Consider the following 9596-nt stretch of genomic DNA (forward strand, 5'->3'; position numbering starts at 1 on the left):
CCTGACAGAAATACACCGCGACGCTTCTTAACGAGTGCCCGCACATCGGTAACTCCGCGGCAACCCGCCGCGAGCCGGCGCCCCGAAAACTGTCGAGCGACAGAAACCCCTCCGCACGAGGGGATCGCCGAGCAGGACGGAGCGCCCGTGACCAGCACCATCCGCGCGACCGCCGCAGGGACGCCGGAGGTCTCCGGCACCGCCACCACGGCCGGTGCCCGGGCACACGCCCGGGCCCAGCACGGACAGGTCGCCGAGCACATGCGGTACGTCCCGCCGGCCGGCGCCCCGGCGGCGCCCGGCGCGCAGCCCGACGACGTCCCGGCCACCGCGCTGACCTGGGCCGAAACCGTGGCGCCCGGCGGGTACACCACCGCCGTCCTCGCCCGGGGCACCCGCCTCCGGCTCACCGACCGGGACGGCGACGCCTGCGCGCACCTGCTGCTGCACCGGGCCGACGCGCCGCACGAGCGGCTCAACGTCGCCGACACCGTCAAGGTGCCGTGGCAGGCCTACCCGACGACCGGGCACCCGCTGCTCAGCGGCTTCGGCCGGGTGCTCGCGACCGTCGTCGCCGACTCGTCCGGCCGGCACGACGCGCTGACCGGCACGTCGACCCGCGCGGGCAATGCGGAGCGCTACGGGGCGTCGGCACCGGAGTCGGCGAGCCCCGCCGGACGGGAGCTGTTCACCCTCGCCGCGCTCAAGCACGGGCTCGGGGTGCGCGACCTGCCGCCGTCGATCTCCTTCTTCCAGGGCGTGCGGGTCGGCGCCGACGGCGGGTTCACCTGGCTCGGCTCGGCGGGAGCCGGGGCGTCGGTCGACCTGCTGCTGCACGCCGACGCGATCGTGCTGCTGGCCAACACCGCACACCCGCTGGACCCGCGGCCGGAGTTCACCTGCTCCCCGCTGGAGGTCCGCGCCTGGGGCGCCGTGCCCGAACTCGACCGCCTGGCGGCCGGGGAGCTCGTGGGCCCGCTGGGCCCCGAGCACCTGCAGGCCGTCGCCAACACCGACGCCGACCTCCGGGCCAGGGGAGTGCTGTGACCGTGCGAGACCTCGACCGGACCGATTCGCCGGATGCCGCGGCGGCCGCCCTGGTGGCGGGCAGCGTGGTGCTCGACGAGCACGTGCCGGCCCGCGCGGCCTGGTCGGCCGTGGTGGCCGCCGGCGACGTGCTGACCATCGTCGACCTCGCCGGCAACCAGGCCGTCGACTGCCTGCTCTACGCCGCCGGCGACACCGCCGTCCGCTACTCCGCACCGGAGACCATCCGCCGGCAGGGCCGGATCTTCCTCACCACCGGCTCGGTCCTGCGGGCCGACACCGGCGCGGCGCTGATGACGGTGGTCGCCGACGAGGTCGGCATCCACGACACCCTCGGCGGCGCCTGCTCCAAGGAGTCGAACACCCTGCGCTACGGCCAGCACACCCGCGCCCAGCACGGGTGCATGGAGAACTTCCTGCTCGAGGGCTCGCGGCACGGGCTGACCGCCCGCGACCTGGCGTCCAACATCAACTGGTTCATGAACGTCCCGGTCGATCCGGACGGCGCGCTCGGCATCGTCGACGGCCTGTCCGCGCCGGGGAAGCGGGTGGCCCTGCGGGCCGACGTCGACACGCTCGTGGTCGTCTCGAACTGCCCGCAGATCAACAACCCGTGCAACGCGTTCGACCCGACGCCGGTGCGGATGGTCGTCACCCGGCCCACCGGGGGCGCGGCATGAGCATCGACACGCTGCTCGTGGCCAACCGCGGCGAGATCGCCGTCCGGATCATCCGCTCGGCGCGCGCCCTGGGGCTGCGCACGGTGGCCGTCTTCTCCGACGCCGACCGCGGCGCGCCGCACGTGCACCTGGCCGACGACGCGGTGCGCCTCGGCCCCGCCGCCCCCGCGGAGAGCTACCTGCGGGCCGAGGCCGTGCTCGCGGCCGCCGCCCGCACCGGCGCCGGCGCCGTGCACCCCGGGTACGGGTTCCTGTCCGAGGACGCCGGGTTCGCGGCCGCGGTCCAGGCGGCCGGGCTGGTGTTCGTCGGGCCGACGCCCGAGCAGCTGCGGATCTTCGGCACCAAGCACACCGCGCGGGCGGCCGCGGAGACCGCGGGCGTGCCGATCTTCCCGGGCACCGGGCTGCTCCCGGACGCCACGGCGGCGCTCGCCGCCGCCGACGGGATCGGCTATCCGCTGATCCTCAAGGCCACCGGCGGCGGCGGGGGCATCGGCATGCAGGTCTGCCGGGACGCCGGCGAGCTGCTCGCCGCCTACGACCGGGTGAGCCGCCAGGCCGAGCGCAGCTTCCGCGCGGCCGGGGTGTTCGCCGAGCGCTACGTCGACGACGCCCGGCACGTCGAGGTGCAGGTGTTCGGGGACGGCGCCGGCCGCGTGGTGTCGCTGGGCGACCGGGACTGCTCGCTGCAGCGCCGCAACCAGAAGGTGCTGGAGGAGGCGCCGGCCCCCCGGCTGCCGGACGAGGTCCGGAAGCGGCTGCACGAGGCGTCCCGCGCGCTGGCCGCGTCGGTGGGCTACCGCTCGGCCGGCACCGTGGAGTTCGTCTACGACGCGCGGCGGGAGGAGGCCTCGTTCCTGGAGGTGAACGCCCGCCTGCAGGTGGAGCACCCGGTCACCGAGGCGGTGACGGGCGTGGACCTGGTCGCCTGGATGCTGCGGCTGGCGCAGGGCGATCCCGGTGTGCTGGACGCCCACCTGGCGCCCGGGCAGGCCACCGGGTCGGTGTCGGTGCGCGGGCACGCGGTGGAGGCCCGCGTCTACGCCGAGGACCCGGCCCGCGGCTACCAGCCCAGCGCCGGCGTGCTCACCGACGTCACCTTCCCCGCCGGCGACGGCGTCCGGGTGGACACCTGGGTGGAGCGCGGCACCGAGATCTCGCCCGCCTACGACCCGTTGCTGGCCAAGGTGATCACCTCGGGCGAGGACCGGGACCACGCGCTGGACCGGCTCGCCGACGCGCTGGAGCAGACCTCCGTGCACGGCATCGAGGTGAACCTGGGGCTGCTCTCCGCGGTTCCCGGCGACGCCGACGTCCGGGCCGGCACCCACAGCACCGCCACCCTGGCCGGCATCGCCGACCCCCGCCCACGGATCACCGTGGAGCGCCCCGGCCTGATGACCACCGTCCAGGACGCGCCCGGCCGGATCGGCCACTGGCAGATCGGCGTCCCGCCCAGCGGGCCGATGGACGACCTGTCCTTCCGCCTCGGCAACCGGGCGCTGGGCAACCCCGAGGGCGTCCCCGGGCTGGAGTGCACCGCCGGTGGCCCGGCGCTGCGCTTCAGCCACGCCACCACCGTCTGCGTGACCGGCGCCGAGTGCGGAGTCACCGTGGACGGCGCGCCGGTGCCGCTGTGGGAGCCGGTCCGGGTGCCGGCGGGCGGCCTCCTCGACGTCGGCGCGGCCGAGGGCACCGGGCTGCGCAGCTACGTGCTCGTCGCCGGTGGGCTGGACGTGCCGACCTACCTGGGCAGCGCGGCCACCTTCACCCTCGGCGGCTTCGGCGGGCACGGCGGACGGGCGCTGCGCCCCGGCGACGTGCTGCGCACGGTGCGCGGAGCCGAGACCGGCGGCGCCGCCCCGGTGCCCGTGGAGCTGCGGCCGGCGATCCCCTCCGACTGGCAGCTGGCCGTCACCGAGGGGCCGCACGCGGCGCCGGAGTTCTTCACCCGCGACGACATCGCCACGCTCTACGCCAGCGCCTACACGGTGCACTTCAACTCCGCCCGCACCGGTGTCCGCCTGGAGGGCCCGCAGCCGACGTGGGCCCGCCCGGACGGCGGCGAGGCCGGGCTGCACCCGTCGAACATCCACGACAACGCGTACTCCGTCGGCGCGCTGGACTTCACCGGCGACACCCCGATCCTGCTGGGCCCCGACGGGCCCAGCCTGGGCGGCTTCGTCTGCCCGGTGACCGTCGTGGCGGCCGACCGGTGGAAGCTCGGCCAGCTGCGTCCCGGCGACACCGTGCGGTTCGTCCCGGTGCGGGCGGCCGAGGCGCCGTCGCGGGCCGACCTGTCCACCGCCCGGCGGGCTGCTTCCGCGGCCGTGCCCGGCGCCGGCGGGGACGGCGACGACGGGGTGCTCGGCCGCCGGCCGGCCCTCGACGGCGCGCCGTCGGTGACCTACCGGCGCAGCGGGGACGACAACGTGCTCGTGGAGTACGGCGAGATCGTCCTGGACCTCGCCCTCCGGGCCCGGGTGCACGCGCTGCACACCCGGCTGGACGGGCTGCGGCTCCCCGGCGTCGTGGACCTGACGCCCGGCATCCGCTCGCTGCAGGTGCACGTCGACCCCGACGTCCTCCCGGTGCCGCGGCTGCTCGGCCTGCTGGCCGAGATCGAGGCCGACCTGCCGGCCACCTCGGAGCTGGTGGTGCCGAGCCGGTCGGTGCGGCTGCCGCTGAGCTGGGACGACCCGGCGACCCGGGAGGCGATCTCCCGGTACATGTCCGGCGTACGCGACGACGCCCCGTGGTGCCCGTCGAACATCGAGTTCATCCGGCGGATCAACGGCCTGGACAGCGCCGACGACGTGATGGGCACCGTCTTCGCCGCCGAGTACCTCACCCTCGGCCTCGGCGACGTCTACCTCGGCGCCCCGGTGGCCACCCCGCTCGATCCGCGCCACCGGCTGGTCACCACCAAGTACAACCCCGCCCGCACCTGGACGGCGGAGAACTCCGTCGGCATCGGCGGCGCCTACCTGTGCATCTACGGCATGGAGGGCCCCGGCGGCTACCAGTTCGTCGGCCGCACCACCCAGGTCTGGAGCCGGTACCGGCGCACCGCCCCGTTCGAGCCCGGCCACCCCGAGCTGCTGCGGTTCTTCGACCGGATCTCCTGGTACCCGGTGACCCCCGAGGAGCTGCTGGACCTGCGCGCCGACCTCGCCGCCGGCCGGGGCTCGGTGGAGATCACCGAGGGCACCTTCTCGCTGGCCGAGCACGAGCGGTTCCTGGCCGCGAACGCCACCTCGATCGAGGCGTTCCGCGCCCGGCAGACCGCTGCCTTCGACGCCGAGCGCACTGCCTGGACCGCGGCCGGCGAGTTCGACCGGGCGCGGCGGGCGGAGTCCGCGGCCGTCGCCGCGCCCGCCGACGAGCTCGTCGTCCCGGACGGCGCGGCCCGGGTGGACGCGCCGTTCGTGTCCAACGTCTGGCGGATCGACGTCGCCGTGGGCGACCGGGTGACCGCCGGACAACCCCTGCTGGCCCTGGAGGCGATGAAGATGGAGACGGTCGTGACCACCCCGGCCGAGGGCGTGGTCACCTCCGTCCTGGTCGGCACCGGCACCCAGGTAGCCGCGGGCACCCCGCTGGTCGTCGTGGCGCCCGAGCCGGCCGCCGGGCCGGCCGCGATCGAGCCGGCCGCCGCCGTCGGAGCCCGGGCATGACCGCCGTCGAGCGGGTGCGGGCGGCCTACCGCGCCGTCGCGGCGGTGGACCGCCCGGAGATCTGGATCCACCTGCGCCCCGAGGATGACGTCCTGGCCGAGGCCGCCGCCGTCGACGCGCGGGTGGCGGCGGCGGAGCGGCTGCCGCTGGCCGGGCTCACCGCGGCGGTCAAGAACAACGTCGACGTCGCCGGGTTGCCCACCACGGCCGGGTGCCCCGGCTACGCGACCGGACCGGCCGCCGGGGACGCGCCGGTGGTCGCCCGGCTGCGCGCCGCCGGGGCGGTCGTCGTCGGGACGACCAACCTCGACCAGTTCGCCACCGGCCTGGTCGGCACGCGCAGCCCGCACGGCGCCGTCCGCGACGCCCGGCGGCCCGACCGGATCTCCGGCGGCTCCAGCTCCGGGTCCGCGGTCGCGGTCGCGCTCGGCCTGGTCGACGTCGCCGTGGGCACCGACACCGCCGGCTCCGGCCGGGTGCCCGCTGCTCTGCAGGGCGTCGTGGGGATCAAGCCGACGGTGGGCGTGGTGCCCACCGAGGGCGTGGTCCCCGCCTGCCGGTCCTACGACTGCGTGACGGTGTTCGCGCGGGACCTGGACACCGCCGACGAGGCGATGGCGCAGATGGCGGGAGGCGCCCGCGCGTGGCCCGCGGCCACTCCGCTGGCCGCCCGGCCGCAGGCCCGCGTCGCCGTGCCCCTGGAGCTGCCGAACCTCTCGCCGTCCTGGCAGGCGGCGTTCGGCGCCGCGGCCGATCGGCTGGCCGCGGCGGGGGCGGTCGTCGAGGCGATGGACCTCGAGCCGTTCCTGGCGGCCGCACGGCTGCTCTACGACGGCGGGCTGGTCGCCGAGCGGCACGCCGCGGTGGGCGCGTTCGTCGACGCCCACGCCGACGAGGTCGACCCCACGGTGGGCGCCATCATCGGCGCCGCCGGCTCGGTCGGGGCGACTCGCCTGCTGCACGACCGCGAGCGGCTGGCCGAGCTCACCGCCGAGGCGCTGGCCCGGCTCGAGGGCTTCGACGCCCTGCTGGTGCCCACGACCACCGGGCACCCGACGCTCGCCGAGGTGGCCGCGGACCCGGTCGGGGTGAACAGCCGGCTGGGCACCTACACGAACTTCTGCAACCTGATGGACCTGTGCGCGGTGGCCGTGCCGTCGGGGACCGTGCGGGACGAGGACGGCGGCGAGTCCTGCTTCGGGGTCTCGGTGATCGCCCGCACCGGCGCGGACGCGCTCGCCCTCGACCTCGCCCGGCTGGTGCAGCGGGATCCGCCGGCCGTCGCCCGGCCGGGCACCGCCGCGGTGCCGGCCGGCCCCCGCCTGCCCTGGCCGGTGCGGGCCGGCGCTCCGACGACCCGGCTGCTCGTCGTCGGCGCGCACCTGCGCGGGCAGCCGCTGGAGCACGAGCTCGACGACCGCGGCGCCCGCTGGCTCGGCCCGGCGACCACCGCGCCGGCCTACCGGCTCGCCCGGCTGGACACCGTGCCGGCCAAGCCCGGGCTGGCCCGGGTCGGGCCGGCCGACGGCGTGGCCGTCGGCGGGCAGCTCTGGCTGGTGGGCACCGCGCAGCTGGGGGACTTCCTGGCCGCCCTCCCGGCGCCGATGTACCTCGGCCGCGTGGAGCTGGCCGACGGCTCGTCCGCCGTCGGGTTCGGCTGCTCCCCGGAGGCCTGGCACGCCGGCACCGACATCAGCGAGCACGGCGACTGGCTCACCGCCCAGCGGTCTCCGCACGGCGCGGCCTGACCCCCCTCGCGCTCCCTCCGGCAACGGCGCCGGGATCCCGCCCTCGCCCTCGCGCACCACCCCGCCCCCACCGTCTGGAGTCCTCCCGTGATCGTTGCCGGAATCGGCGTCTGCATGCTGGTGATCACCGTCAGCGGCCTGGTGTCCGCGCGCAGGGTGCGCGGCAGCTCGGCCAACTACCTGGTGGCCGGGCGGAGCCTCTCCGCCGGGCTGGTCGGCGCCGTCCTGATCTCCCAGGCCGTCGACTCCAACGCCACCCTCGGCAACGCCGACCTGGCCGCCGGCTTCGGCTGGTGGGCCGGGGCCGCGCTGCCGATCGGGCTGGCGCTCTGCCTGCTCCTCATGGGCCTGTTCTTCGCCCGCCGGATGCACGAGTCCGGCGTCGTGACCCTGCCGGAGTTCTTCCGCCGGCGGTTCGGCCGGGCCGTGGAGCTCGCGTCCTCGGTGCTCACGGTGGGCAGCTTCGCCATGCTGCTGGCCGGCAACCTCGTCGCCCTCGGGTTCCTGCTCGAGCGGTTCGTCGGCGTCAGCTACGCGGTCGGGATCGTGCTGGTCGTCCCGCTGGCCCTGCTCTACGCGATCACCGGCGGCATGTTCGCCAGCGTCTACACCGGCGTGGCCCAGGTGGCGATCAACGTCGTCGGGGTGGTGGCGCTCGTGGTGTGGATGGGCACGACGTACGGCTTCACCGCCCCGGAGGGCCTGGGCGCCGGCTCGCTGGAGCAGCTCACCTCGGCCGACTCCGGAGCGGTGATCAACTGGGCCACGATCATCGCCCTCGGGCTGGGCAACCTCGTCGCGATCGACCTCATGCAGCGGGTGTTCTCCTCCCGCAGCCCGCGCACCGCCCAGCGCGCCTGCTTCTCGGCGGCCGCCGGGATCCTGCTGTTCTGCCTGCCGCTGTCCTTCGTGGCGGTGGCCGCGGTGGCCGTGGTGGGGGACGCCGCGGCCGACGGGCCGATCCTCTACACGCTGCTGGGCGAGTACGCCCCGGCCTGGCTGGCCGTCGTCGTCATCTCCGGCATCCTGGCGGCCACCGTGACGACGGTCAGCGGGGTGCTGCTGAGCACGGCGTCGGTGCTGGTGCGCAACGTGCTGCGGATCGACGCCGGCGCAGCGGAGATGACGCCGCGGATCCTGCGCGCCACCCGGCTGGCGACGCTCCCCATGGCGGCGCTGGCCGCGCTCGTCGCGCTGCGGGTGCCGCAGACGGGCATCCTGCTGACCCTGACCTTCGACCTCCTGCTGGCCGGCCTCGTCGTGCCCTTCGTGCTGGGCCTGTTCTGGCAGCGGGGCGGAGCGGCCGCCGCGCTGGCCTCCGTCGTCGTCGGCACCGGGCTGCGGCTGGTGCTCTTCGTCCTGACGCCGACCATCTACGGGGTGGAGAACACGCTGCTGCACGTGCCCAACGGCCTGGTCACCTCCGCCGTCGACGGCTGGTCGACGATCTGGTCCGGGCTCGCCTCCCTGGCGGCCTATGTGCTGGTCGCGCTGGTCGTCCCCCGGCGGCGGGCCGCTGAGCTGCCGGCAGCCGTTCCGGCGCCGGTGCCGGTCCCCGTGCTGGCGGCGTCGCGGTGACGGCGGTGCGCGCGCCGGCCGGCAGCGCCGGTCCGGCTGGCACGATCGTCGGCGTGCGCCCCGCCACCGCCGGACGGCCCCGGATCGTCGACCGCCGGCGTCCCGGTGCCACCGCCGGCGAGGAGGTGCTCGACGCGGCGGCGGAGCTGTTCACCACGCGGGGCTACGCGGCCACCTCCACCCGGCAGATCGCCGAGGCGGTGGGCATCCGGCAGGCGTCGCTCTACCACTACTTCCGCACCAAGGACGACATCCTCGAGGTGCTGCTCAGCGGCACCGTCACCCGGCCGCTGGCCGCGGAGGCCATGCTCGCCGCGCGCCCCGACCCGCCGGACGTCCGGCTGCACGCCCTGGCGCTGGTGGACTCCCGGCAGCTGTGGGAGCGGCCGTGGAACGTCGGGATCCTGTACCTGCTGCCCGAGGTGCGCACCGAGCGCTTCGCCCGGTTCCACCAGGAGCGCGAGGAGCTCCGGGAACGCTACCGGCAGCTGGCGCGGCAGGTGCTCGCCGAGCTGCCGCCGCCGGCCGACGGCGTCCTGGTGGCCGACCCGGTCGACGACGACGTCGTGTTCCGGCTGTCCGAGACGCTGCCGAACCTGCGGGCCGACGGTCGGGGCCGGCCCGACGAGCCGCTGCGCACCGCGGACCTGGGCCTGCACGCCCTCGGCTGGCGCGGCGACTGGGCCCGGCTGCGGATGGCCTCGGGGCGGGGGGGGGGGGGGGGGGGGGGGGGGGGGGGGGGGGGGGGGGGGGGGAGGGGGGGGGGCGGGGGGGGGGGGGGGGGGGGGGGGGGGGGGGGGGGGGGGGGGGGGGGGGGGGGGGGGGGCGGGCGGGGGGGGGGGGCGCCCCCGCCCCCCCGCGCTCAT

General features: G+C 76.5%; 6 protein-coding genes. All 6 read left to right on the forward strand.

The genetic code is table 11. The features are described from left to right. Positions 1-147 precede the first annotated feature (147 nt). Positions 148-1047, forward strand: coding sequence for an urea amidolyase associated protein UAAP1 (locus tag ACI790_RS18690; protein ID WP_456571289.1), 900 nt, complete (start codon positions 148-150; stop codon positions 1045-1047). After that, positions 1044-1727, forward strand: a complete 684-nt coding sequence (locus ACI790_RS18695) for an urea amidolyase associated protein UAAP2 (RefSeq protein ID WP_456571290.1) — start codon at positions 1044-1046, stop codon at positions 1725-1727. Before ACI790_RS18690 ends, ACI790_RS18695 begins: the two co-directional genes overlap by 4 nt. Continuing rightward, positions 1724-5404 carry an urea carboxylase gene (uca, locus tag ACI790_RS18700; protein WP_456571291.1) on the forward strand — a complete coding sequence of 1227 codons (3681 nt, stop codon included), beginning with the start codon at positions 1724-1726 and terminating at the stop codon, positions 5402-5404. Before ACI790_RS18695 ends, uca begins: the two co-directional genes overlap by 4 nt. Beyond that, positions 5401-7152 carry an allophanate hydrolase gene (gene atzF, locus ACI790_RS18705; RefSeq protein WP_456571292.1) on the forward strand — a complete coding sequence of 584 codons (1752 nt, stop codon included), beginning with the start codon at positions 5401-5403 and terminating at the stop codon, positions 7150-7152. Before uca ends, atzF begins: the two co-directional genes overlap by 4 nt. An 87-nt stretch (positions 7153-7239) precedes the next feature. Continuing rightward, positions 7240-8730, forward strand: a complete 1491-nt coding sequence (locus tag ACI790_RS18710; RefSeq protein ID WP_456571293.1) for a sodium:solute symporter family transporter — start codon at positions 7240-7242, stop codon at positions 8728-8730. A gap of 53 nt (positions 8731-8783) precedes the next feature. Beyond that, a partial coding sequence (locus ACI790_RS18715) for a helix-turn-helix domain-containing protein (protein ID WP_456571294.1) occupies positions 8784-9596 on the forward strand: 813 nt, incomplete at its 3' end.

The sequence above is a fragment of the Blastococcus sp. SYSU DS0539 genome (assembly GCF_054050855.1).

Bases quoted from the DNA above. Each gene is read 5' to 3' on its own strand.
- uca (WP_456571291.1), top strand. From the start codon at position 1,724: ATGAGCATCGACACGCTGCTCGTGGCCAACCGCGGCGAGATCGCCGTC.
- atzF (WP_456571292.1), top strand. From the start codon at position 5,401: ATGACCGCCGTCGAGCGGGTGCGGGCGGCCTACCGCGCCGTCGCGGCG.